This is a genomic window from Chitinophaga costaii, from assembly GCF_900094705.1.
GTDB classification, from domain to species: domain Bacteria; phylum Bacteroidota; class Bacteroidia; order Chitinophagales; family Chitinophagaceae; genus Chitinophaga; species Chitinophaga costaii.
In genome coordinates this window covers 45,972-69,790 of the sequence record NZ_FMAR01000013.1, presented here as the reverse complement: position 1 = coordinate 69,790, position 23,819 = coordinate 45,972, and the positions used below count along the sequence as shown (strand labels likewise).

17 protein-coding genes are annotated in these 23,819 nt (G+C 49.3%); 7 read left to right on the top strand and 10 right to left on the bottom strand.

The window, feature by feature from the left end; genetic code table 11:
• Positions 1–83 precede the first annotated feature (83 nt).
• The gene (locus GA0116948_RS16210; protein WP_089714109.1) at positions 84–518 is read right to left on the bottom strand and encodes a MarR family winged helix-turn-helix transcriptional regulator; all 435 of its coding nucleotides are present in this window, start codon (positions 516–518) and stop codon (positions 84–86) included.
• A gap of 148 nt (positions 519–666) precedes the next feature.
• On the opposite strand from GA0116948_RS16210, the gene GA0116948_RS16205 reads away from it, so the two are divergent.
• From GA0116948_RS16205 to GA0116948_RS16180, 6 genes are all read left to right on the top strand, one after another.
• The gene (locus tag GA0116948_RS16205; protein ID WP_240619244.1) at positions 667–1,998 is read left to right on the top strand and encodes an NAD(P)/FAD-dependent oxidoreductase; all 1,332 of its coding nucleotides are present in this window, start codon (positions 667–669) and stop codon (positions 1,996–1,998) included.
• A 104-nt stretch (positions 1,999–2,102) separates the two neighbouring features.
• Entirely contained in the window at positions 2,103–2,696 is a 594-nt protein-coding gene (locus GA0116948_RS16200; RefSeq protein ID WP_123891852.1) for an RNA polymerase sigma factor, read from the top strand.
• A 137-nt stretch (positions 2,697–2,833) separates the two neighbouring features.
• Entirely contained in the window at positions 2,834–4,003 is a 1,170-nt protein-coding gene (locus GA0116948_RS16195) for a FecR family protein (RefSeq protein WP_089714106.1), read from the top strand.
• A 324-nt stretch (positions 4,004–4,327) separates the two neighbouring features.
• A complete protein-coding gene (locus tag GA0116948_RS16190) occupies positions 4,328–7,648 on the top strand; it encodes a TonB-dependent receptor (protein WP_165798518.1) in 3,321 nt (1,106 codons plus the stop codon).
• A gap of 37 nt (positions 7,649–7,685) precedes the next feature.
• Positions 7,686–9,263 carry a RagB/SusD family nutrient uptake outer membrane protein gene (locus GA0116948_RS16185; protein WP_165798519.1) on the top strand — a complete coding sequence of 526 codons (1,578 nt, stop codon included), beginning with the start codon at positions 7,686–7,688 and terminating at the stop codon, positions 9,261–9,263.
• 44 nt (positions 9,264–9,307) lie between these two features.
• Positions 9,308–10,825, top strand: a complete 1,518-nt coding sequence (locus GA0116948_RS16180; protein ID WP_089714102.1) for a TlpA disulfide reductase family protein — start codon at positions 9,308–9,310, stop codon at positions 10,823–10,825.
• A gap of 215 nt (positions 10,826–11,040) precedes the next feature.
• Here GA0116948_RS16180 and GA0116948_RS16175 read toward each other — a convergent pair whose 3' ends face one another.
• From GA0116948_RS16175 to GA0116948_RS16155, 5 genes are all read right to left on the bottom strand, one after another.
• Positions 11,041–13,113, bottom strand: a complete 2,073-nt coding sequence (locus GA0116948_RS16175; RefSeq protein ID WP_123891853.1) for a TonB-dependent receptor family protein — start codon at positions 13,111–13,113, stop codon at positions 11,041–11,043.
• Positions 13,114–13,136: 23 nt separating this feature from the next.
• Complete coding sequence (locus GA0116948_RS16170; RefSeq protein WP_089714099.1) at positions 13,137–13,916, bottom strand: NIPSNAP family protein; 780 nt, start codon at positions 13,914–13,916, stop codon at positions 13,137–13,139.
• Between the two features lie 75 nt (positions 13,917–13,991).
• Positions 13,992–14,483 carry a c-type cytochrome gene (locus tag GA0116948_RS16165; RefSeq protein WP_089714097.1) on the bottom strand — a complete coding sequence of 164 codons (492 nt, stop codon included), beginning with the start codon at positions 14,481–14,483 and terminating at the stop codon, positions 13,992–13,994.
• Positions 14,484–14,486: 3 nt separating this feature from the next.
• On the bottom strand, positions 14,487–15,785 hold the full coding sequence (locus GA0116948_RS16160) for a PQQ-dependent sugar dehydrogenase (protein ID WP_089714096.1): 1,299 nt from the start codon (positions 15,783–15,785) through the stop codon (positions 14,487–14,489).
• A gap of 93 nt (positions 15,786–15,878) precedes the next feature.
• Positions 15,879–16,922, bottom strand: a complete 1,044-nt coding sequence (locus tag GA0116948_RS16155) for an NAD(P)-dependent alcohol dehydrogenase (protein ID WP_089714094.1) — start codon at positions 16,920–16,922, stop codon at positions 15,879–15,881.
• Between the two features lie 194 nt (positions 16,923–17,116).
• Between GA0116948_RS16155 and GA0116948_RS16150 the strand changes: the two genes are divergently transcribed.
• Positions 17,117–17,494 carry a winged helix-turn-helix transcriptional regulator gene (locus GA0116948_RS16150; protein ID WP_089714092.1) on the top strand — a complete coding sequence of 126 codons (378 nt, stop codon included), beginning with the start codon at positions 17,117–17,119 and terminating at the stop codon, positions 17,492–17,494.
• 58 nt (positions 17,495–17,552) lie between these two features.
• On the opposite strand, the gene GA0116948_RS16145 is transcribed toward GA0116948_RS16150, so the two are convergent.
• The 4 genes from GA0116948_RS16145 to GA0116948_RS16130 all read right to left on the bottom strand — a co-directional run bounded on the left by GA0116948_RS16145 (position 17,553) and on the right by GA0116948_RS16130 (position 23,811).
• Positions 17,553–18,920 carry an NAD(P)/FAD-dependent oxidoreductase gene (locus GA0116948_RS16145; RefSeq protein WP_240619245.1) on the bottom strand — a complete coding sequence of 456 codons (1,368 nt, stop codon included), beginning with the start codon at positions 18,918–18,920 and terminating at the stop codon, positions 17,553–17,555.
• 330 nt (positions 18,921–19,250) lie between these two features.
• Positions 19,251–20,585 carry a TldD/PmbA family protein gene (locus tag GA0116948_RS16140; protein WP_089714089.1) on the bottom strand — a complete coding sequence of 445 codons (1,335 nt, stop codon included), beginning with the start codon at positions 20,583–20,585 and terminating at the stop codon, positions 19,251–19,253.
• A gap of 50 nt (positions 20,586–20,635) precedes the next feature.
• Complete coding sequence (locus GA0116948_RS16135) at positions 20,636–22,273, bottom strand: TldD/PmbA family protein (RefSeq protein WP_205686169.1); 1,638 nt, start codon at positions 22,271–22,273, stop codon at positions 20,636–20,638.
• A gap of 203 nt (positions 22,274–22,476) precedes the next feature.
• Positions 22,477–23,811, bottom strand: coding sequence for a TldD/PmbA family protein (locus GA0116948_RS16130; protein WP_089714087.1), 1,335 nt, complete (start codon positions 23,809–23,811; stop codon positions 22,477–22,479).
• Positions 23,812–23,819 lie beyond the last annotated feature (8 nt).

Genomic DNA, 23,819 nt, shown 5'->3' with positions numbered 1-23,819 from the left:
AATGCGTATGCTGGTGGCTTTCATCTTTTCACCCATTTCAGGCGGGCGATCGTTGCGTAGCACCAGCGTCTGCACAAAAACCGCTATTCACAATTGGCCAACTGCTGCAACAAAGCGGCGCTTTGCTGTAATAGTTTCTTTTCTTCGGCAGAAAGCCCTGCCATCACGTTGCTGAGCCATTCCGACCGCACATGGCGCATTTGGGCCAAGGTGTCTTTGCCCTTTTTACTGAGCGACACCACCACCTTCCGCTTATCATCCGGATCGGATTTTTTATGAATAAAATCCAGCGCATGCAAGTGGTTCAGCGTTTGCGACATCGACTGGGCCGATACCTTTTCTATGCCCGCCAGTTCGGAAGGCAGCATCTTACCACGACGGTCCAGGATAGCCATCACGGATTGTTCCGGCATAGACACCGCAAAACGGGTGATCTGCTTGCGGAACTGCCGGTGCATGCGCGACACCGCAATGCGGATCTCGGTGGCCAGGGCCAGGTCTTCTGCTTTGGAGGACATTTGATTAAGTAAGTTTATAAATTTACTTTGTAAAGTTACTTGATTATATTTTAAAAATCAAGGAAAAATGGACCGGCAGGTAGCTGTTTACTTCCTTGTTGGCACAAATACTGCATCTTCCTATTTAAATTTCTGCATAATGGACTCCATGCAACAACTTTCCCTCAACGTCCCCGATACGGTGAAACTACGTGTAGTTGTGATCGGTGGTGGATTTGGCGGCGTGGCCGCTGTAAAGCATTTAGACAGTCGTTTGTTCCAAGTGGTATTGTTCGACAAACATAATTATAACAGCTTCTGGCCCCTGCTGTACCAGGTGGCCACCGCCGGTTTGCAAGCAGAAGCAATTGCAGGCCCGCTGCGCAGAGAATTTAACCAGAAGAAGGATTTCCACTTCCGCCCGCTAAAAGTACAAAGTGTGGATGTTCAGGCCAACACCCTCCACACCCAGGCCGGCGATCTATCTTATGACTACCTGATCATTGCCAATGGAAGTAAGTCTAATTATTTTGGCAATAAATCCATGCAGCAATACGCCTTCGGGCTAAAGTCTATCCCCGATGCGCTGAACCTGCGTAGCCAGCTTATCCAGGCATTTGAACGGGCCGTATTGACCAGCGACCTGGCAGAACGCGCTCGTATACTTACGATCGTGCTGGTGGGGGCCGGTCCCACCGGGGTGGAAACGGCCGGTGCCCTGGCAGAATTACGCAAATATGTATTACCCAAAGATTATCCTACCATCGATTTCAGCCAGATGAAGATATACCTGCTGGACGGATTGGACCGTGTATTACCACCCATGTCTGTGAAAGCCAGTGAAAAAGCACACCGCTACCTGGAAAAAATGGGCGTTATAATCCGCACCAATACCCTGGTGGATTCCTATGATGGAGCGGTGGTGAAACTAAAATCGGGGGAAGAAATACAAAGTTATTCCGTGATCTGGTCTGCCGGCGTAACCGGCGACATTCTCCAGGGTCTTCCGCCCGAATGGGCCGAAAAAGGCCGGTTGCTGACCGATGAAAATTGCCGCATCATTGGCAGTAAAAACATATTTGCCATCGGCGATATTGCCGCGATGAAAACCACCGCCTATCCCAAAGGCCATCCAGGCCTGGCCCAGCCGGCCATGCAAATGGGAACCTACCTGGGCAAAAACATGCAGGCACTACACCTGGGAGAAAACGTGAAGCCGTTTAAATATTTTGATAAGGGATCCCTGGCCACTGTAGGCCGGGGAAAGGCGGTGGCAGACCTTCCGGGTAAGCTGCATTTTGGCGGGCGCATTGCCTGGTACATCTGGCTTTTTGTACACATTTCATTCCTGATCAGCTTCCGTAATAAATTACTGGTATTTGTAAACTGGATGTGGAATTATTTCACTTTCGACAAGGCCAACCGGCTTATTATCCGGCCTTATGTGCGGAAGGGAGATGCAGTGGCGCAAGAGGTGTTTTTGGAGAATGAGGAGGGGTAGCTTCCCATTTTCAGAAAGGATGACTGACTACTCCGATCAAAGGTGGCGGAAGTTCCTGGAGTGCTATAGAATGATTAACTTGCTTGTACCAAATCATAGTGACTTTGAACGGCGTCCTGCATAATATTGATAGAACATTACTGGCTAGGATAGCGATGGGAGATGAAATTGCCTTTAGAGCACTTTTTTATAGCGAACTACCATGGCTTACCGCCTTTTTAAACAATCTTACCCGGTCTGTAGACGACACGCATGAAATTGTCCAGGAAACTTTTATCCGCATCTGGATAAGCCGCGATAAACTACCGGATTTACTGGAACCCCGCGCCTGGATAACACGAGTGGCTACCAACGAATGTTTTACCTATTTTAATAAACAGGCCCGCTTCCGAAAAACAATAACACTAACAGAGCAGTATACCTTCATTGCCTCCCACGGGGCGGAAGACCGGCTTCAGGCGAGAGAAACACAGCGGCTCATCGGGGAAGCCGTAAACAATCTACCACGCCAACGGAAAAAGATCTATCAATTAAGCAGGGAAAACGGCCTTAAAATACAGGAAATAGCCGACCAGCTTCATTGCTCTCCGAGTTATGTAAAAAATGCCCTCAGCAGCTCCCTCCATTTTATACGGGGATATCTCATCCGTGCCGGGAAAATAATTCCCCTGTTACTGCTTATCTTACCAATTTACTGAAAACGAGCGGATTACGGTTTGCCTTTTATTTTTTATAAAAATACTTGCGTACTGGTGAGTACTATTTCCATTTTAAACATTCATTATAGGGTATATGTATGGCAAGCAGCTGTAGTACCAGTTGTTGAAAAAATATTATGGAACAAAGAATTGCATACCTGCTGAACAAGCTCCGGGAAGGAGCATTAATGCCAGCAGAAGAAGCGGAACTGGACCTGTTCTTTGCAGAAGAGCGTAACCGGGAAATATTTAACCGGGTGGCGGCGCTGCACACCACGACCAACAGCAGTGTCCTCCCTATCGATCAGACCGAATGGGAGCCATTGCTCGTCGATATATTATCGGCAGACAAAACTGCCGAAAAACGCGGCGCAAAACGGATATTCATACTGCCAGTATGGTGGCGGATGGCAGCAGCGGTATTGATATTGATAGTAGTATCTGGCCTATTGCTCCGGCAAAAAATAAAGGGCCCCGGCACCCATCACCAGGTAGCGGCGTTAGATATGCCCCCCGGCACGAACAAGGCCATCCTGCAATTGTCTAACGGCAACCGTATTGTCCTTTCGGACGCGCAGAACGGTGTTATAGGCCGGCAGGGCAATGTGCAAGTGATAAAGCTGGATAGCGGGCGACTGGCCTACCAGCAGGAGCCAGCCGGCAATGAGACGGTGGTTGTTTACAATACGCTAATCACTCCCCGTGGCGGGCAGTTTAAAGTATTGCTGCCCGATGGCTCTGCCGTGTGGCTGAATGCGGCCAGTTCACTTCGGTACCCGTCTTCATTTATCGGGAACGACCGCGTAGTGGAGCTTACGGGTGAAGCCTATTTCGAAGTGGCGCCAGATGCAAAGCGGCCATTCCGGGTAAGATCAAAAGATCAGGAAGTACTGGTCCTGGGTACCCATTTTAATATTAATACCTACGCAGACGAACCGGCGGCCACAACTACCCTGATCAGCGGAAAAGTTAAAGTGGATGGGACAGGATTTTCCGGCATCTTGCAACCAGGTGAGCAGGCCAGGCTACAGGGCGGTAACTGGCAGTTGCTAAAAGCAGCGGACCTGGACCAGGTAATAGCCTGGAAGAACGGATACTTCTCTTTTGACAGAGCCGATATCACCACCGTAATGCGACAACTGGCCCGCTGGTATGATGTGAATGTAATCTTTGAAACGAAAAATACCCAACAGGCATTTATAGGAGAAATTCCGAGGAATGTAAGCCTGGAAAAGGCAATGCAGATACTCAAATTAAGCGATATACGCTACACGGTAACAGGCAAGACCGTCCGTATCACCGACTAATCAGCCAACCATTTTATATTATTTCTTATCAACCAAAAAAATCCCCTACAATGCGAAAGAACATTTGTTGAAACAAAAAAGAGGCTGCATAATAACCATCTAGATGGATTAAGAATCGCTGAAACGATTTTTTCTCCATCAAGTCTTGAGTAAAATCAAGAAAAAGTTATTTATGAAACAGCCTCTCGCTAATTCAGGCGTACCGACAACCATCCGACTAAAGAAAGTATTATCAATTCACCCAAACATTACAAATGTATGCAATTAAACAATTGCTATAGGGGCTTTTTTGTCCCTTCCCTTTCCGAAAAAGCAGTCCGTATTATGAAAATGAATTTTTTCCTGATCCTTGCTTTTTGCATGCAGGTAAGCGCAAAAGGGATATCCCAGCAAATCAGCCTTACTCTGAAAGCGGCCTCCCTGGAAAAAGCATTGACTGTTATTAAACAACAAAGCAATTATCATTTTTTCTACGATGCGCAACTGCTAAAGGAAGCCGCACCGGTAACCGTGCAATTAAAAAATGTTTCGCTACAGGAAGCCCTGCAACAATGTATGGCAGGGCAGCCTTTTTCATGGCATGTGGATGAAGAAAATAAACTGGTGGTGATCGGCAAAAAACCACCTGCATCTTTTACTAACGAACCCGGAGCAACAGTCAGCGTATCCGGTACAGTGCTGGACGACCAGCAACATCCTGTACCCGGCGCCACAGTCGTTCTTCGCCCTTTCAACAAAGGCACCATTACCAGCGAAAAAGGGGAATTTATCATTCGGGGCGTTTCGCCAGGCGATTATATACTCGTGGTATCCTCGGTGGGATATGTTGCATTAGAAAGGAGCATTAAGGTGGGCAGTGATGCGGTGCAACTAAAGATCTTCCTTAAACCAGATGTCAAAATGCTGGACTCCGTGGTCATTGGTTACGGGGTTACTACACAGCGTACTAAAACAGAAGCCATTGCCTCAATCAGCTCCAAACAACTACTGGAAGATCATTCCAGTATATCCGTTTCCGATATGTTGTCGGGTAAACTACCTGGCCTGTACGCGCTGAAATCAGGCGGCGCGCCGGGCGCAGGTTCTACCCTCTACATCCGCGGCCTCAGTACCTTTAACAATAGCGATCCCCTGGTGGTGATAGACGGTATTCCCGACAGAAGTCTCGACGACCTGAATGCGAACGATGTAGAAACCATCTCCATCTTAAAAGACGCCGCTGCGATTTCAGTGTATGGTGCCCGCGCCGCAAATGGGGTGATATTGGTGACTACCAAAAAAGGACGCAGTAATAAAACCAGCATTACCTTCACAGCCAACGCGATCAACCAGCGGCCTACGCAATATTACAAACAGGTGAACTCCTACCAGTACGCGCAGTTATTCAATGAATCGCTGCAAAATGAAGGCCTCTACCAGCCGGGCCAGGGGATAGGATTTACCGACGAACAGGTGCAGTTGTATAAAAATGGTACCGATCCTAACCGTTATCCAAATACCAATTGGATAAAAGATGTCCTGGCCCCTTCTATCTGGCAGAAGAGTTACAACCTGGCCGCTGCCGGTGGCAGCGAAACCACCCACTTCTATCTTTCCGGTGGTTATACCAAAAATGAAGGCCTGATACCCGTAGAAAATTATTCCCGCTATAACCTGCGCAGCAACGTGGACGCGCAGATCGCGAAAGGACTAAAGGTTTCCATGAACCTCAGTGGGTCTTTCAGCAAAGACAATTCGGAAGCCGTGTATGGTTCTGAATATATTATCAACAATCTATACGAAACGCCCCCTACCCGTGTATTGCAATTTACCAACGGATTATATGCCAGCGTGCCGGAACAGCGGGGCAATAGCTACTTGCAGTCACGCGGTAATTCCGGTTATTGGCGAACGAACAATAATATCTTTAATTCACTTGTAACCTTGCAATACGACCTGCCCTGGATAAAGGGTTTGTCGATAAAAGGGAATGGCGCCTATGATAAGTCCTATTCTTTTTCCAAACGTTTTGCCACCCCTTTCGACATGTACACCCTGGATGATGATGATCAGTACACTCAGGTACCCGCCTACCCTACTGCTCCATTCCTGACAGAGTATTTCACCCAGGACCAAAGGCTCACACTGGAAGGCGGCATGCAATATGATGGCGCCTTTAAGCAACACAATGTAACGGGAATGCTGCTATATACGCAAACCAATGGCTCAAGCGATAATTTCTCCACGCGGCGGGAGGGTTTTGTATCCTCCAGCTTATCGCAACTAAACCTGGGAGATCCTACCAGAGCCACCAACAATGGATCGGGCAGCCAAAGTGCCCGCAGGGGCATTGTAGGCCGTTTTCAGTATAATTATGATGAGCGCTACCTGTTCCAGTTTAATTTCCGGTATGATGGTTCTGATATTTTCCCCCCCGGACACCGGTATGGCTTTTTCCCCTCCTTCTCTGCCGGCTGGGTGATATCCGAAGAGCCTTTTATGAAACATGCATCCGGGGTCCTGGATTTCCTGAAGCTGCGGGCCTCTTGGGGCCAGTTGGGCAACGATCGCGTAAACCCGTACCAGTTCCTGACCACTTATGCCCTCGGTACGTCCAGCGGGTATTCACTGGGGGGACCTACTCCCACCTTTTACCAGACACTTACGCCCAATATATTACCCAACCCCTCCTTTACCTGGGAACGGGCCGTGATTGCCAATGTCGGTATAGAAGCCCATGTAAAGCAAGACTTGCTGACCGTGGAAGCAGATTATTTCATAAAAAGAACGAAAGACATACTGACACCGCCTACGGCACAGGTGCCCTCCGTACTGGGTATATCTTTGTCGGATGAAAACAATGGTGTTGTACAAACAAGTGGATTTGAAATTACCCTGGGTCATACCAACCACCTGGGCCGCTTCACTTATTCTATCGCTCCCAATATCAGTTTTAGCCGGAACAGGATTGTAAACTATCCGGAATCCAAAAGTATTCCCGAATGGCAGAAAGTAAGCGGCAAGAACATTCGTTTTTGGAATAATACTGTGGGAAATGCCCCTACTCTTTACAGATCGAGCGGGCTGTACCAAACCCAGGACGACGTAACCAAAGGTCCCACTCCTCTCTATCCTAGCGTAGCGGCCGGGGACATCCGGTATAAAGACCTGGATGGCGATGGCGTGCTCACCCACAACGATGCCACGGTAAGCAACGCCAATTTTTTCCCGCAGATCCAGTACGGCATCCGGCTAAGCGCCAGTTACAGCGGCCTGGACCTGAACATACAGCTACAAGGCACGGGTAACGTTGTTGGATATGGGTATGTAGACCTGCCTGCGTCTACGCAGTTACTGGATCGGTGGACCCCCACCCATACAAATGCCACTTATCCACGGCTCTGGTATAATAACCAGAATAACACGGTATACAGTGATTACTGGGTACGCAATACCGCTTATATGCGGCTGAAAAATATGGAACTGGCCTATAATTTACCGTCGGCCATACTGCAACACATCCACGCCAAAGGGCTGCGGTTCGCGGTTAGCACCAATAACCTCCTCACCTTCACCCACTTTAAACTATTCGATCCGGAGGGCGCGGGCCAGGTGAGAGATCCCCTCATGAAATCCTTTACCGCAGGTGCCAGCCTGCAATTCTGATCCGTAAAATGAATTATTGTATTCAAATATGCTTCCCATGAAAAAAATGATCCGTTATATAATATTCGTACTTCTGGCTACCACCATTGCCTGTAATAAAGATGCGCTCAACAAAGGCCCGCTGAACCTTTACAGCGACAATACCATCTGGAAAGACAGCGCCCTGATAAGCCGTGTAGTATTACAGGCGTACAGCAGCATTCACAGCATTTACGACGATGCCGGTAACTGGATGCCCTGCGACATCACAGACGAGGCCAAAGATAGGCGCTCCTACCACGCCGCCAATTTGATCAATACCGGCCAGTACACCTCTTCTACGGGCATTTACAATAACATCTGGCAGAATACCTATGTCAATGTAAGAGGATGTAATACGGTTCTCTCCCACCTGGATGAAATGCCGCTGAGCGATGCCGGTAAGCAGCAGATCAAAGGGGAAATGTTGTTTCTACGGGCATTGCATTACCTGGACTTGTATTACATCTTTGGCCGTTTTCCCATCGTGGACAAAGTATTATCGCTGGACGATGAATTGGCCATTGCCCGTGGCTCGGATGAAGATTGCATTACTTTTATGCAGAAAGACCTGGACGATGCTACCGCCCTACTGCCCGAAACCTACCCTGCCGCCTCGCTGGGCCGTGCCACCAAATATGCCGCGATAGGCATGAAATGCAGGCTGCTGCTTAATCATAAGGACTACAACGGGGCCGCCGCCGCCGCCAAAACTATTATAGATCGCGATCTGTACCACCTGTTCCCGGATTATGAGGCCATGTTTTACCCGGAAAATGATGATAACGTAGAAGTTATTTTTAACAAGGAATTTGCAGGCGATCAAAGTGGCCAGATCCATAACCTGGATGTATATGACAATTCCCGCTTCTTCACCGGTTTTGGCAGCGTAATAGAATGCCCTACCCAAAATCTGGTAGACCAGTACCTCTTGACCGATGGCAAGCCCTGGGACCACTCCACCCTATATGACCCGGCCCATCCGTATATAAACCGTGATCCACGTTTCCAGGCCAGCATAATGTATGACGGCTGCACCTGGATGAACATATCAATGGATATGAAATTAGGCTCTGCGATCAACCCTTCTACCAGTTCCAATACCCCTACCGGTTATATGCTGCGTAAATTCTTGAACCCGAATTATATCTTTTACGGCAACAATTCCAATTATCAGAACTGCATTATGTTGCGCCTGGCAGAAATTTATCTCAACTATGCGGAGTGCCAATTAAAACTAGGCAATGCGGAAGAAGCCAGGACTTATATTAACCTGCTCCGCAAAAGGGTACAGATGCCGGAAGTACCCGCCGGACAAATGGACTGGGATACCTATGTACGGGAACGTACGGTAGAACTGGCATTTGAAGGACAGCGATGGAACGATATCCGCAGATGGGGCACAGGGGCCACCATGATCGGCGCCCAAATTACTGCCATAAATATTGCGGTAAATAACGGGGCCAGGACCTATACCCGGGTGTCGTTAGAACAACGCTACTTCGATCCCAAAATATATTACTTCCCCATTCCACAGACAGAATTACAAAAATATCCAGCGGGTAAAGTGCTGGAACAAAATCCCGGCTGGCAATAACCAATTATTTCATGCACTTATTTATTCATCAATCTTAAATCATTATGATAAATTTTCATCAACTCATCTCCCCTGCTTTCCTGGTAGTAGCCCTCCTGGCATTACCCGCCAGCCCGAAGGCACAGAAAAAAATAAACGCCGACAGTCTCCGGGCAGTAATATCCAAAGAACCGGCTAACATAGCAGCCCATGAAATGTACATTGATGGTATGATGAAAGACACCACTACCCTTGTAAAACAATATCAGCAGTGGATGAAACAATTTCCCAATACCGCCGCTGTGCCATATGCTTACGCACTCATTTATGCCTATCAGGAAAGCCCTGCCGCAAGACCTTTTTTGCTGAAAGCGGTACAACTGGACCCCAAACTGGCAATGGCCTGGTCAGAACTGGCCATAGATGCGGAGCGCTGGGGCAACTTCCGTGAAAGCAGGGAATACATGGCCAAAGCCGTGGCGGCAGCACCCAACAACCCGGAATTTTTATTTTCTTATGCAAATGCATTCAAGACCAGCGACCCGGAAAAATACCATGCATTAAATGAAGAACTCATCCAAAAGTTTCCGGAAAGCCAACAGAGCGCCCAGTCATTATATTGGTCTGCTTCCAGGGAGAATGACCTGCAAAAGAAAATAGCCCTGTACGAACGGCTGCGCAATGATTACCCACTTACAAAATTCAGGTGGTCGGGTTACGCCATGTCCGATTACTTCGACCTGTTGCTGGAAGACAATGCGGAAGCCGCTTTGAAACTGGCCACGGATATCCTCCATATGCCAGGCGTTGATAAGGAAAGCCAGCATGAGTTTGACCGCAAGTCGGCCCTGGCTAACCTACTGATAAAAGTAAACGAACTGCTGGCGGCTAACAAAACATCGGAGGCCGGTGCCCTACTCAGCACCGCAAGAATAACAAGATGGGGAAAAGAACCAGCTATACTGGCGTTGGCAAAAACCAGGGTAATAGCCAGTGCCGGCGGCCCGGCACCCGCATACGATAGCCTGCTGGCATATTATATAAAGACGCCGGCCGTCAGGATGAAAACGGCCCTGATCAGTTATGGAGCGCAAACAGGCAAAAATGCAGGGGCAGTAGATAACGATATTCTAAAACAACTGTCTGCCACTTCACAAGAAGCCAACTTTACACTCAACGCTTATTTATCCCCTGAGAAAGTATCGCTGAAAGATTATCAGGGGAAAGTGGTGCTGCTCACTTTTTGGTTTCCGGGATGTGGCCCCTGCAGAGGAGAATTTCCTCATTTCGAAAATGTGCTGGGTAATTTTAAGGGAGCGCCCGTATCCTATGTCGGTATAAACATAGAATCCACACAAGATGCCTATGTGATACCGTTCATAAAATCGAGCGGATATAGTTTCACCCCACTAAAAGATGAAGAGGCAAACCGGCATAATCTTCCGGTGAATGGCGCGCCTACCAACTACCTGATAGACCAGCAAGGCCGTATTGTTTTTAAGAATTTTATGATACAGGACCATGATGCAGAACTCCTACTACAGGATATGATCGCCCTGTTACTTAAAAAACCTGTTTCCTGACGCGCTTACGCAGCCGCAGGTATTGCAAATGCGTAACGCCGGCCCCATGGTGTACACCGGGCACCTGCGGCCTGCCGCCGGTAATTTCCACCAGGAAGCAGCGACCGTCATGAAAGGCTTCCTGGAGAAACCGTACCCTTTACAAAAGCGCGTGTGGCCGCATGGAAATTCCCGTTTCCGGTAAGGAACGTTATCTCCCGGTAATGGAGGAATTACTATCGATCTTTCTTTTTCCCGCTCCCCTTCACCACCAGCCCCGCATAATAATTCCTACCCGGTGCCGCATTGTAATAACGGCCCCCCGTGGCATTAATATCATTCCCCAAACTATACGTCTCATCCAGCAGGTTATCTGCGCCGGCATTCACCGCAAATTGCAGATGCTGGCCCACCGGAATAGTGTATTGCAGGCGAAGCCCCAGCAGGTGGTAGGCTTTCGCATACTCACTATTTGCATCGTTCACCGGTATTTTGCTATTGCTGGTGTAGGTAAGATGTAATTGTACACCTGCCCGCAAACGTGCGTCCAGCCCGGCGCTCCAGCTTTCATTGGGTACGCCCGGCAGGCGGTTGCCGGTGAAATCGCTGCCAATTACTTTATAACCTCTATAGAAAAAACGGCTGCCGGTAAAACTACCCCATACGCCGGCGTAGGAAAACGCCGTCATGGGTTTATCGTAAATGTCGTAGGACAGGTACGCTTCCAGGCCATGCTGGCGTGTACCGCCAGCATTCACGTAATAATCCGCCCCACTGCTATCGCGGCGCTGGGAAATACTTTGCGATAGATTGAAGATAAAAGCATTCACATCGTAATACAATTTTCCATGTAACCAACGGCCACGGGTACCCAGTTCATAATCTACCCCCTCTTCTGGTTGCAGGTTAGTATTGATCACGGAAGTGGAGGGCAGTACTTCCTGGGTGGCGGGTGGCGAAAAGCCTTTGGACACATTGCCGTACACCACCAGCCTGTCGCCTAGCCATTGTTTGGCAATGGCAATACGGGGTGCTAACACGCCATGGTAGCTGCTTTTAAAATTGAACACCGGCGCGGGCGTATGGCGGGTGATGAATAAATGCCCGTAATTCAGGCTGGCCCCGGCGGTGATACTCCAGCCGTGGGTAAAGGTTACATCCCCTTGCAGGAATACATTGGCTGTAAAATTATGAATCTCGTCGTCTGTCTGAATAGAGTCTGATACGCCGCCTTTGTTCTGGTACACCTTGTCGCCAAAAAAACCTTGCTGCGCCTCTATGCCGCCCATGACACTATATTGCGTGTATTCATTACCGTTATACCACCGTAAAACACTGCGACCACCGAAGTGTGGCTCTAAGCGGTCTTCTACATTGCGAATGGCCGGGTTAGAGAAATTGGTAAAAGCTCCGTATACAGCAGTCGTGTTATCCCAATGCGCGTTGATGGTATAGGTATTACGCAAGCCAGCGAAGAAGGTTTGTTGGTGAATAGCTGCCTTGGCCGCCACAGCAGAAGGATTAGACCCCGCCGCAGGCCTGGCCGCGCGGGGATTGGCCTGGTATTCTGCCAGCGTAAGCGCGCCGGGTGTTTCGTAAAATAGATTGGCGTAATGGGTATATACCGAAAGCTGTTGTTTGTCCGTATTTTTCACCACCGTTTCATAACTCACTACCTGCCGGTGCATGGCGCTGTGATCGCGATAGCCATCGCTTTGCAGATCGCTGTAGCGCAGGGTATTGCGGCGACCGTCTTCGCCCCAGTTCAGTGCCGCCTGGAAACTGCGCAAGCCATTACTGCCGCCAGTAAACCCAATGGAAGCGGTGTGCATGCTATCTGAAAATAAAGCGCTTTTGAGCAACATAACGCCGCCACTGCCTGCCCCATATAAGCTGCCTCCCGGGCCTTTGATGATGGTGATATCGGTTATATTGTCGAAGGCCAATTGATTGAGGTAAGTATTTCCTCCCGGGTCGGTATAAGGAATACCATTGTAATACACTTTTATATTACGCACGCCAAACGGAGAGCGCAGCGTGCTGCCACGCACATTGAGCCGGTAGCTGCCAGGCGAGCGTTCTTCCATTCGTACCCCCGGCATACTGTTTACCGCACTTACCGGGCTGGTATTGGCATACCGATCCAGCATGCCCTGCCCTATGTAAGTGATGGAGGACGACTGGTTCATGAGTTTTTTATCTGCCGCAAAACCAGTTACCTGCACCTCCGATAAATGAATGGCAGTATCGCGCTGGGCCATGGAGGTAAGGGGCCACCCACAACAAAGCAACCATATTTTAAAACACATAACGTATGGTTCGTGCAGCAGCACTAGTATTCAGAATAAGCCGCCGGATGAAGGAATACAATATCCATGTGCGAAACATTATGCTCGTAACGGGGATCGCCGGAAAGTGTTTTCCAGTAAGCGTCGCTGCTGAATGATTTCCAGTGCGCGTCCCGGTCGGCCATGTTTTCGAAAGAGGTCATGTACATCAGGTTAGGCATATGTGCGCCGGCCATTACCGCTCCATAGAACACAGCATTGAAGTGCAGGCGATTGAAAATACCCATTTCATCCCCCTTGTTAAACATCCGTATTTTATTGGCCGCCAGCCCATCTGTAGGGCTTTCATAGCTGCGCAATTCATATACACGCGCTTCCTTCGGTCCATTCAGCAATGACTCCGTAGGCACTGGCGCGCCGGTAAAGGATTGTAGTAAAATGGTTTCATACCGCTTAAATGGCACATCGTTGAAAGCCGCGTCTATAAAAGGTTTGCCAGCCACCTGAAAACGCTCATCCGCCTCCAGGGCCACCAGCAGTTTTTCGAACTGGGCCAGGTTTTTTAAAGGGATGAATACATAGGTACGCAGGCCCAGGGAATCGTTTGCCACCGGTTTAAACACCCCGGCTTTAAGAATGCCAAAGTTGTGCAGGGCAGGCAGGTAGGCTGTTTGCAGGAAGCTGTCCAGCCGCGCACCCTGGGCTTCGGTGGTATAATGGTAGATGCGGATAACATAGTAGTAGCGGTCGTTATGCACCACTTGTGCCGTAGCGGCCATAGCCATCACGGTCAATAACATTGCAACGATAGTACGTTTCATCATGGAATGATTATTAAAAAATACACGGGCCTGCCCCGGAAAAGGTAGGCCCGTGGAACAGATGGTTGTGTAAAAAAATTATTTTGCTGCAGGCAGCGAGGCTCTTACCTGCTGCACCTGGGCGGGTTGTATGCCTTTTACCTTGTTACCAAAACTGTTACGGATGTAAGTAAGCACATCGGCCACCTGCTGATCCGTGAGGAAGTTATGCGGTGCCATGGTATTGGAATAAGTATCCCCTTCTATTTCTACTTTTTCGCTGAAGCCTTGTAGCACTACTTTGATGAGTCGCACATTATCGCCCTTTACATAATCGGTTCCAATGAGTGGTGGGTTCATACGGGGTACTCCTCCCCCATCTACCTGGTGACAGGTAAGACAGTACTGGGTGTACACGGCTTTACCCCGGCTGATGGAAGCCACCAATCCCCCGGCTGCCGTGGCTTTCCCGGGAATGGGTTTGGTGACGGTAGCCGATTTGATGGGGGCTTTAGCCGGAGGCTTGGTTTGTGCAAGGGCGGTTTGCATGCCCACTAGCAGCAACACACCCATAGCCAGAAAATACTTCATATGCTATTTACCCTTGTAAGTGATTTTATAAATAGTGCCTTTAGCATCGTCCGATACGAACAAAGAGCCGTCGGGACCTTGTGCCAGCCCGCAAGGACGATGTTTGGCCTGACCGGGAGACGTGATCTTGTCTACCCCGGCAAAGCCGTTGGCAAACACTTCCCACTGGCCGGTAGGCTTGCCGTCTTTAAATGGCACAAATACTACGTAGTAGCCTTCCTGTGGCTCCGGCGCGCGGTTCCAGGAACCATGAAAAGCTATGAAGGCGCCATTGCGGTACTTGGCCGGAAACTGGGTGCCGGTGTAAAACAACAGGCCGTTCGGAGCAAGGTGACCAGGGAAAGCAATGGCTGGATCAATGGCGTTTTCGCCGGCTGTTTTTTTACCGTCGCCACCATATTCCGGGGCCAATATTTTTTTCTTTTGCAACTCATCGTAGTAAATATATGGCCAGCCGGCATTATCGCCTTTTTTAACCATATACATACATTCTGCCGGCAGCACAGCAGACTGTTGTTCGGTGTAGAGATCGGGGAATAAGTCATGCAATTGGTCGCGGCCGTGCTGCATAACAAACAGTTCGTTATCGGTGTAGTTAAAATCCATGCCTACTACATTCCGCAGGCCGGTGGCATACCGGATGCCATCTCCGTAATGCTGGTTGGCCTGGTCGGTTTTAAACTGCCAGATACCTGCAGCGGAATCCAATACCGGACATCCCTTCTGGCCCATGGAACCTTTTTTGCGATCTTCTTCCTGACAAGAGTTGGAAAAGGCACCGATGTTTACAAACAAGCGGTCAGCGTTATCTACCAGGATAGCCTTGGCCTCATGCTCATTGCGGCTTATCAGGCCGGTAACAAGTTTTTCGGGCGTTTCATCGGCCACATTATCGTTATTGTCGAGTTTAAAGCGGAATACCTCTTCATCGGAGGAGGCATAGAGAAAACCTTTCTTAATGTAAATGCCCGTGCCGGGAAAGTTGCCAAAAGCCCGGGTGATGGTGGCTTTGCCATCAGCTCCCAGGTGCAGTTGCACAATACCTTTACCATCCCTGAGCTTTTCCAGTTTCACAAACACGTCGCCATTTTTATTCACGGCAAGGTGGCGGGGCCGGGAAAGACCTTCAATGATAGCAGAAGCCGTAAATCCGGCGGGCAGTTTTAGTCCTGCATTGGGTTCGGCGGGAGCAACAATATTTTTAGCGGGTTTATCGCCCTCGTGCAGCGGTGCGGCAACGAGTGAACAGGCACTTACTACGGGCGCCATGCCGATCAACAGGCGGAGAAAAGTACTCTTCATGATGAGCGTTTATAATTTTAGTGGAAAACAAATGTGCAACCTAAGATAACAAAAAAGTCGGGGCATGCCCCGACTTTAACACTTACTAACGCATTACAGCGTAGCAATATCAATAACGAAGCGGTATTTCACGTCGCCTTTGAGCATGCGCTCGTAAGCTTCGTTGATGTCCTTCATGGCAATCATTTCCACATCGGAAACAATGTTATGTTCGGCACAGTAGTCCAGCATTTCCTGGGTTTCTGCAATGCCTCCAATCATAGAGCCGGCCAGTGTTTTGCGGCCAGGTATAAGACTGAAAGCACGCAAGGGAGAGGCTTCCGGCGGAGCGCCTACCAGCACCAATTTACCATCCCGTTTCAGCAGCGACAAAAAGTTATTCAGGTCGTGTTCGGCCGATACGCAGTCCAGGATAAAATCCAGGGTGTTATACACTGCCTTCATGGCTTCCGGGTCTTTGGTCACTACGAAATTGTGCGCGCCCAATTCTTTGGCGTCCTTTTCCTTGTTGGCCGACGTACTGAGTACGGTTACTTCTGCGCCCATGGCTACGGCAAACTTCACCGCCATGTGACCCAGGCCGCCCAGGCCTACCACGGCTACCTTTTGGCCTTTGCCCACCTTCCAGTGGCGCAGGGGGGAATAGGTAGTGATACCTGCGCACAGCAGTGGTGCTACACGGTGCAGGGGCAGGTTTGGCGATACTTTCAGGGTATAGTTTTCGTCGGTCACGATCACGTTGGAGTAGCCGCCATAAGTAAGCGTTTTACGATCCATTTCTGTACCATTGTACGTGGAAGCGCTGCCCACTTCGCAATACTGTTCAAGGCCTTCCTGGCAACTGTGGCAGGTACGGCAGGAATCTACGAAACAGCCAATGCCGCCCAGGTCGCCTACTTTAAATTTTTTAACATGATTTCCCACTTCCACGATGCGGCCCACGATCTCGTGGCCGGGTACCATGGGAAAAATGCCCTGCCCCCATTCTGAACGAACTTGGTGGAGATCGGAGTGGCAAACCCCGGAATAAAGGATTTCAATTTTTACATCGTGCGGGCCTACTTCGCGGCGTTCAAAATTGAACGGCGCTAAGGGCGCTGACGGCTGTGCGGCTGCATAGCCTTTAGCTGCAATCATAAATTGTTCGGTTTGGTTTTAGTTATTTTGCGCTTTAATAGGTAAATTGCAGTGAATTGGTCAATATCTTGTTGCTCGATCCAATTCCTTCTCTTCTATCTATCCATTACGGGTTCCGTTGTACAAAGCAACACCATCTGACCAACGTAGCCAATAACTCATCGATTAAATAGTAACTCACAAAATAGAAAGCGATGGCCACACGCAAGACTAATTCATCAAACTACCTGAACCAGGAATTCCTGGAAGGCCGCTGTGCTCTCAATGAATTGATATATCTGCTGAGCAAGCGCTGGATCACCGACGTATTGTTCACGATCGAAGGCGGGAACGACCGCTTCTCCAGCATTAAGGAGTCGCTGGAACATATTACCGATCACATTCTGTCCGACCGTTTGAAACTATTGGAAAAAAATGGCCTGATCTCCAAACACCAGCATGCAGGCGTACCGGCCAAGGTAACCTACGCCCTGACGGAGAAAGGCAACGAATTATCCAGCATGCTGGACAACCTCTGCACCTTTTCAAGCGAGATCTTTGAACGGGACGAATGTATAATTGGAGTGGAATAAATGAAATAATATTCTCTGGAAATAGCCACAGACGGGAGTTTGTGGCTTTTTTTTTGCATCAGGCATTTCGTGTGGCCGCCGTAGCATCTGCACTGGGTGCAGGCGTAGCCGCTGCCGGTTTGGGTGCCGGCTGTTCTATATCTCCACGGTCGAAACGACGAATGATAAGGCGGGTAATACTATTGAAGGTGAAGTAACTGCCGGCCCAGTTAATAAATACAATCAGTCGGTTGCGAGCACCCACCAACGACATTAAGTGAACAAACATCCATACTAGCCAGGCGAAAAAACCCTGGAAGCGAATGAAGCCCAGGTCTGCCACCGCTTTATTGCGGCCAATGGTGGCCAACGAGCCTTTGTCGAAATATTTAAAAGGTTTAAGGGGTTCGTTTTTCAAGAGCCGGGCAATATTTTTGGCAAGCTGCCCCCCCTCCTGTATGGCCACTTGCGCTACGCCGGGATATCCCTCTGGCGTAGCCTCTGTTACCACCACCGACACATCGCCGATGGCAAATACATTATTGAAACCTTTCACCCGGAAATAAGCATCCGTTTGCAAGCGGTTGCCACGTACTACCGCACCGTTGGTAATGCCGGGCGGCAGGGCACCCATTACACCGGCAGACCACAACACATTGCGGGTGCGGATGCAACGGCCATCGTCTATCAGCAGTTCGTAACCGTCGTAACTCTTTACATGTACACCATTACTTACGTCTACACCCATTTTGCGCAGGAAACGGGCCGCCTTGGCCGATGCCTGTTCGCTAAAGGTGCCGAGTACACGGGGCTTGCCTTCTACCAGGAACACCCGCATTTCATTGGGGTCTAGTTCAGGATATTCCTTTACCAGCACTTTATTGCGCAATTCACCAAGTGATCCAGACAGCTCAACGCCGGTAGGACCACCGCCCACCACCACGAAGGTCATGAGGGCTTTTTTCTTTTCAGGATCTTTCTCCACCAATGCCAATTCCAGGTTTTGAAGAATAAGGCTGCGCAAATTCAGGGCCTCTGGAATACTCTTCATGGGCATAGAGTAGTGTTTAATTTCCTCGTTGCCAAAGAAATTGGTATCGGCGCCAGTGGCTATCACCAGGTAATCATAGCGAATGGGCCCCACCTCTGTATGGAGGATGTTTTGCTCCGCTTCTATGCGTTGCACCTCCGCCATGCGGAAAACAAAATTCTTTTGATCGGAAAAAATGCGGCGAATGGGAAATGCTATAGACTCGGCCTCAATGCCGCCAGAGGCAACCTGGTAAAGTAAGGGTTGAAACGTATGATAATTGTGCTTATCCAGCAGCAGCACTTCTACCGGGGCTTTTCGCAGGTTCTTGGCTACTTCCAGTCCGGCAAAACCGCCCCCGACAATCACTACACGCGGCAGTGGGCCGTTGGTATCCAGGTGTTCCATTGGTGTCATATTCTTGGCTTTAAAGCTTTGAGTCCTGTCGTTCGTTCACAAATTATACCATAAAGATACACCCTTTCGTGGTTTTGTTACCCCCCACCAGCATACAAAGAGTCAGGTATGCCGGGCAAAGCTGCTTCCTGAAAGCAAGCCCTGCGGGAGTTTACCGCAGCGACCGTGGCTAAAAACATAACAACGGCGCTCTCTTCGTTGTTCAAATTGTACAAGGAAAAGGAAAAATAATCCAATCCACCCCGTCAGCCATAGATGTTGGTTGTTGAAGGCAATTGCCACCGGCATCCCATTAAAAAACCGGTCTTTACGGACCGGTTTTTTCTTTTTTCATATCGCGTCGGATAAAGAAGTAAAGGTAAATTCTCTCAGCTTTAGGGGCGGCACTATGGCATGCATATTAGTCTCACCACTCACCGTACGCTCCGGTTTACCCAGTGCCTCCAGGTTATTGAGCATGATCACCGGACTTTCGTTAAAGCGCAGGTTCTTCACCGGGTATTTGATCTCGCCATTCTCTATGTAAAAAGTTCCGTCGCGGGTAAGGCCGGTGTAGAGTAAGGTTTGCGGGTCTACGGGGCGAATGTACCATAGCCGGGTAACCAGTATGCCCTTTTCTGTGTCCTTGATCAGCTCTTCCAGGCTGGCCGTTCCGCCATCCATGATAAAGCCATTGCCCTGCGGCACGGCTTTCACCTTTTGCTTTTCGGCCCAGTAACGACTGTAGGCCAGGTTTTTCACTACTCCATTTTCTATCCAGGTCGTTTTTTCCAGTGGGCGGCCATCATCGCTCCAGGTAGCTGTGGGCAGTTCGGGATAGTGGGGATCTGAATAGATGTTTACCCGCTCGTCTACCAGCTTCTCTCCCAGCCTGGTTTTGCCACCGGTTTTGCTCAGGAAGCTGCGGCCTTCGTCGGCCTGGCGGGCGTCCAGTCCGAAGTACAGGTTTTCCAGCAGTACAATACCGGCTGCGGGTTCCAGGATCACGGTGTATTTTCCGGGTTCTATAGCTTTGGCATTTGCCGCACTGGTGGCCTTGGAAGCTGCATACCTGGATACTGCCGCCACATCCAGCTTGCTGGCATCATTATAACCCTTGGTAGCATAACCAGAACCTTGTCCGTCTGCCGTGCGCATGGTTACATTGAAATTGATATTGGTGGCAGCATTGTAAGCAAATAAGCCTTTGCTGTTCATCAGCGCATTAAAGCCAGTACTGTTTTCCAGGAAGCCGGCGGTGGTAAGTTTGTTGTCTTTTGAAATCTGCAGGCTTTGCTGCACTGCATCGGCGCGATACTTAGGGTCTACTGCCGCCGTAGCGGGAACAAAAGTTACACTATCCGCATATTCCTGCGGTCCGAGTATGCTAATGTATTCGGGATTTTCGGGCGCTAGCTTAGCCAATTCCTCGGCGCGGCGCACCACTTTTTCCAGGGAGGCATCGTCATATTCATTGATAGTGGCAATACCGTTTCTTTTGCCAAAAGTGGAACTAACGGCCAGTTGGGTAAGACTTACGCCCCCGCTAGTGGAAGCGGCATTGCGCGCATAACGGATATTGCCGGCGTCCGATCCGTAAAGGCTTACCTGGCATTCATCGGCCGTTGAATAATGGAGCACCTTTTTCAGCAAGGTTTCTGCCTGTTCTTTACTAAGTATTGGCATTATGCAAAAAGTTAAGGGTGAATCGTTGAAGGTTAATCGGTGAAAGCATGTTAACCCAGCTTGCGGGCCGTGTTAATCACATTCACTTTATCGAAACGGGCGGTGGAAGACCCATGCGAAACGGCGCTGGACTGTATAGGCTGGCCCTTGCCATCGAAGAAGGAGCCTCCCAGGCGGTAGTCGCTTTTGTCTGCAATGGCGGAGCAACTGTTCCAGAACTCCTGGGTATTGGCCTGGTAGGCTACATCATTGAGCATACCTACAATCTTGCCTTGCTTAATCTCGTAATACAATTGCCCACTGAACTGGAAGTTATAACGCTGCTGATCTATGGAGAAAGAACTGCTGCCAATAATGTAAATACCCTTTTCCACGTTTTTAATCATATCCGCAGGGCTGAGGGTTTGCTTGCCAGGTTGCAGCGATACGTTGGCCATGCGCTGAAACTGTACATCGTTCCAGCCATCTGCATAACAGCAGCCCTGCGATTGGGGAAGACCAATAATATGGGCCTGGTCGCGAATGACCTGGTAGTTTACCAGCACCCCGTCTTTAATGAGATCCCATTCCTGGGTGCCCACACCTTCATCATCATATCCCACAGCGCCCAGGGAACCTACCTGTGTTTTATCGGCCTTGATGTTTACCAGCTTGCTGCCGAAGTTGAATTTTTTAGACTCCCACTTATCCAGTGTCAGGAAGCTGGTGCCGGCAAAATTAGCTTCATAGCCCAGCACACGGTCCAGTTCTGTGGGATGCCCTACCGATTCGTGGATGGTGAGCCAGAGGTGAGAGGGATCCAGGATCAAGTCGTACTTACCGGGTTCTACAGATTTTGCGGCCATTTTTTCCACGATCTGCTTGGCGCCTTGGGTGGCGTCTTCCACCATATCATACCGTTTTTTATACAGGGTGGAAATGCCTTTTATTTTATCTTCCTCCCGGGGTATCATATACTCCCATCCCATACCCACAGGAGCGCTCAGGGCATCTCGGGATTCAAATTTCCCTGTTTTTTTATCCGTTTTCGTAAGGCTGAAATATGGCCAGATGCGATGAATGTCCTGATCAATATAAGAACCGTCAGAAGAGGCAAAATATTTCTGTTCGTTTACCAGGAAAAGGTAACTGTTCATATAATCGGCACCGGCCTTAATGGCAGCATCATTAACGTGCAGCAGCAGGTCTACCTTTTCCTTGATGGGAACTTCAAAAGCATTCTTTTCAATAGGTGTTTTCCAGGATACTTCACCATACCCCTTTTGCGGGGCTAATTGTACGGGTTCAGTCAGCAAACGTGCGTTCTCGCGGGCAATAGCCACGGCCAGTGTGGCGGCATTGGCAATGCTGTCTTTATCCAGCTTGTCTGTCGCCGCAAATCCCCAACTGCCATTAGCAATCACGCGGATGCCCATGCCATAAGATTCGGTGTTTACAATATTTTGCACCTTGTCTTCGCGGGTAATGACATACTGATTCAGGTATCGCCCTATGCGCACATCTGTATAGGTGGCCCCTTTGGCGCGGGCGGCGTTCAACGCAATGTCGGCGAGTTGTTTTTTAATGGCCGTATCCACGGTGTACCAGGGCGCATCCAGGGGCACGGATTTGCCCACGAGGGGAATGCCGGAAAGCATAGTAGCACCCAGGCCCATGCTGGTCCATTGCAGGAAGTCTCTTCTTTTCAAGTTGAATAGATTTTAAGTACCAGGTAAATATTTTGGTGGATGTTGAAGCAGAAAAGTAAGCGCCTCAACCGCTATTGATGCTTGTTTAATTTACTACAAAAACCTGGGAGTAATACGGAAATATGGGGATTATTTTTTCAAGATAATTTAGCTACAAAAAACAGGTGGTTGCCGTGCAGATAGCAGGCAACCACTTGTAATAATTATACCGCATCAGACAGCGAAGTAAAAGTAAAGTCGCGGATCTTTATCGGCGGAATAAGGTAACTGCGGTACGATTCTACACTGATACTTCTTTCTACCTTACCCAATGCCTCTACATTATTAAGCATGATCACCGGGCTTTCATTGAAACGCATGTTCTTTATCGGGAATTTGATCTCCCCATTCTCAATATAAAAGGTTCCGTCGCGGGTAAGGCCGGTAAGCAGCAAGGTTTGTGCATCTACAAGGCGAATATACCAGAGCCGTGAAACCAGGATGCCTTTCTCTGTACTTTTAATCAGTTGTTCCGTAGTCTGATCGCCACCCTGCATGATGATATTAGACCCGAAGGGTACTGGCGCCACGCCTTTTTTATCTGCCCAAAAGCGGCTATAGGCCAGGTTTTTCACCTTTCCATTCTCAATCCAGTTGATGCGGTCCAGGGGCAAACCGTCGCGGCTCCAGGTAGAAGAAGGCAGCTCTGTATTAAAAGGATCTGAGTAAATATTCACTTTTTCATCCATCAGCTGCTCTCCAAGGCGATTACCGCCACCGGGCTTGCTCATGAAGCTGCGGCCTTCGTCGGCACTGCGGGCGTCGAAACCACGGAACATGTTTTCCAGCATATAAGTAGCCGCCACTGGTTCCAGGATCACGGTGTATTTTCCTGGTTCAATAGCCCGGGCGCCAACGGAACCATTGGCCTTGGAAGCCGCTATTTTCGTAGCGCTCAGGGTATCCAGTTTTTTCACATCGTTATAACCCCGGGCAGCATAACCGGAGCCGGTGCCTTCTTCATTCCGTGTAGTGATGGAGAAAATAACGTCGCTGTCTTTATTATAGGCGAACAGTCCCTTTGAATTGGCAATGGCATTAAAACCCGTGCTGTTTTCTATGTAACCCGCCGCTTGTAATTTGGCGTCTTTAGACACACTGATGCTCTGTGCCACGGCATCGGCGCGGCTTTCGGGCGTCATATCTGCGGTAGACTGTTGAAAGGTGATGGCCTCTTTATATTCCTGTGGGCCCAGCAGTGGCATGTGCTCGGGATTTTCCGGTGCCAGTTGCGCCAGTTCTTCGGCGCGGCGTACTACTTTTTCCAGGGAGGCGTCGTCAAATTCATTGATGCTCGCGGAGCCGGTTTTTTTCCCATAAGTAGCGCTTACCGACAAGTTCAGCGTACTTACATCGCCCGCAGTGGAGATGGCATTGCGCGCATACCGGATGTTGCCGCCTTCACTGCCGGAGAGGCTGGCTTCACATTCGTCGGCTTTGGAAAAGGCTATCACCTTTTTTAATAACACCTGTGCTTCTTCTTTACTCAATATTGCCATGGAGGAAT

Bases quoted from the DNA above. Each gene is read 5' to 3' on its own strand.
- GA0116948_RS16210 (WP_089714109.1), bottom strand. From the start codon at position 518: ATGTCCTCCAAAGCAGAAGACCTGGCCCTGGCCACCGAGATCCGCATT.
- GA0116948_RS16175 (WP_123891853.1), bottom strand. From the start codon at position 13,113: ATGTGTTTTAAAATATGGTTGCTTTGTTGTGGGTGGCCCCTTACCTCC.
- GA0116948_RS16130 (WP_089714087.1), bottom strand. From the start codon at position 23,811: ATGGCAATATTGAGTAAAGAAGAAGCACAGGTGTTATTAAAAAAGGTG.
- GA0116948_RS16170 (WP_089714099.1), bottom strand. From the start codon at position 13,916: ATGATGAAACGTACTATCGTTGCAATGTTATTGACCGTGATGGCTATG.
- GA0116948_RS16185 (WP_165798519.1), top strand. From the start codon at position 7,686: ATGAAAAAAATGATCCGTTATATAATATTCGTACTTCTGGCTACCACC.
- GA0116948_RS16145 (WP_240619245.1), bottom strand. From the start codon at position 18,920: ATGACACCAATGGAACACCTGGATACCAACGGCCCACTGCCGCGTGTA.
- GA0116948_RS16155 (WP_089714094.1), bottom strand. From the start codon at position 16,922: ATGATTGCAGCTAAAGGCTATGCAGCCGCACAGCCGTCAGCGCCCTTA.
- GA0116948_RS16140 (WP_089714089.1), bottom strand. From the start codon at position 20,585: ATGCCAATACTTAGTAAAGAACAGGCAGAAACCTTGCTGAAAAAGGTG.
- GA0116948_RS16180 (WP_089714102.1), top strand. From the start codon at position 9,308: ATGATAAATTTTCATCAACTCATCTCCCCTGCTTTCCTGGTAGTAGCC.
- GA0116948_RS16190 (WP_165798518.1), top strand. From the start codon at position 4,328: ATGAAAATGAATTTTTTCCTGATCCTTGCTTTTTGCATGCAGGTAAGC.
- GA0116948_RS16205 (WP_240619244.1), top strand. From the start codon at position 667: ATGCAACAACTTTCCCTCAACGTCCCCGATACGGTGAAACTACGTGTA.
- GA0116948_RS16195 (WP_089714106.1), top strand. From the start codon at position 2,834: ATGGAACAAAGAATTGCATACCTGCTGAACAAGCTCCGGGAAGGAGCA.
- GA0116948_RS16150 (WP_089714092.1), top strand. From the start codon at position 17,117: ATGGCCACACGCAAGACTAATTCATCAAACTACCTGAACCAGGAATTC.
- GA0116948_RS16165 (WP_089714097.1), bottom strand. From the start codon at position 14,483: ATGAAGTATTTTCTGGCTATGGGTGTGTTGCTGCTAGTGGGCATGCAA.
- GA0116948_RS16160 (WP_089714096.1), bottom strand. From the start codon at position 15,785: ATGAAGAGTACTTTTCTCCGCCTGTTGATCGGCATGGCGCCCGTAGTA.